Annotated in this window: 1 protein-coding gene; it reads right to left on the bottom strand. The window is 67.4% G+C overall.

The window, feature by feature from the left end:
* Nucleotides 1-1294 (bottom strand): hypothetical protein (locus ACFUJR_RS39270; protein ID WP_383451302.1); only part of this gene is annotated, 1294 nt, incomplete at its 3' end.
* Nucleotides 1295-1400 lie beyond the last annotated feature (106 nt).

Here is a 1400-nt window from a genome sequence, read left to right as displayed (position 1 = left end):
CGGTCAGAGCACCCTTGATGCGCTCGATGACGCCGTCCTTCACCACCGGCCCGCCCATCAACCCGGCAACCACGAGCCAACCGGTGACCTTCCCCGAGAAATACTGATCCTCCTTACGGACCCTGTGTCCCAGAATGCTCGTCACGATGGCGAGGGGATCAACCGGCTTTCCCTCCGCAAGGCTCCTTCGCGCCGCCGCGAAGACACCGGCCATGTGCCGGTCGGTGGTAGTACTCCTGAGCCTCAGCAGCGAGTCGAGCCCAATACCCTCCAGGAATCCGGAGACCATCCCCCTGTTCACATTGGACGCTGAACCTGCGAAGGCCTCCCTGGTCAGCACATTCACGCTCTTGGAATCTCCACGCGCCCGGCGCAGGACCGCCTGCTGGACGGCGTATTCGGCACGCTCGCGCAAGGACACGTTCTCGTCCAGCCCCAGGGCGGGCGAAGGCAGTCCGCCGAGCAGCTGTGTGATGACAGCTACGGCCGGTCCAGGTCCAGTGGTCGTCCGCCGCTCCTCCACGACGGGAGAGGCCTCCGGCTGCCTCTCCACGCCGACCCAGGTCCCCACGACGTACATCTGATGGTCGGCTGGCTTCTCGACCTCGAACACCTGACGCGCGATGGCCAGGAGGTCGTAACCGCCGTTCCCGGTGACGCCGGTTGCCGCCGCCAGCCCCCGGGCCTTGTCGATCAACGCCTGCCTGGAACCGTTCACCGGCCGGGAGCCCACCACACCGGCGGCCGTCAGCCACCCGTTGATCCGGGCCACACGACGAGCCCACTCCCCCGACCCGACTACCTTTGTCGTCTCGTAGCGCCGGGCATCGACAGACCGGCCCTCCGCCTTGTCACGCCGAGCCGAAGCCACGACGCGCTGCATCTCCCGGAAGGTGGCGCCGCTGCGCATGCGCCCTCCAATAGAAGCGAGCCCCATCCACTCCAACACGCCAATTCCGAACATCTCCCACTCGCCCAGCCTGACCACGCCCTCCATACCGGAGATATCGACCAAACCGCCAAGGGCAAGTTGGGACCGCGCAGTCGTCACCACGTCATCGGCGAACCGGTCGAGCCCGGGCGTGACCTCCGGGCCCGGAACCACCGGTCCGGGCGTGACCTCCTGGCCGGCGACGGGCCCCCACGAGACTTCTTCTCCGCTCAGCCAGCCGGAGACCAAGAACTTCTGATGCTCCGACAGCTCGGTCGTCGCTTCCACCCCGAAAACCGACCGCGCGAAGCCCTCCACATCGGGCACCTGGCCGTGGAGCCGGGCCTGCCGGCCCAGCTCCACCACCCCATCCTTCATCCTCTGACGGGCACCGCCCCGCACAGGATGAAGAAGCATGGCACCGGTGACCCAGCCCAGAACCCGCCACGCCCCTGCGGACTGGGACTTG

The organism is Streptomyces sp. NPDC057271 (assembly GCF_042668715.1).
Taxonomy (GTDB): Bacteria; Actinomycetota; Actinomycetes; order Streptomycetales; family Streptomycetaceae; genus Streptomyces.
This window is presented reverse-complemented; position numbering and strand designations above follow the sequence as displayed.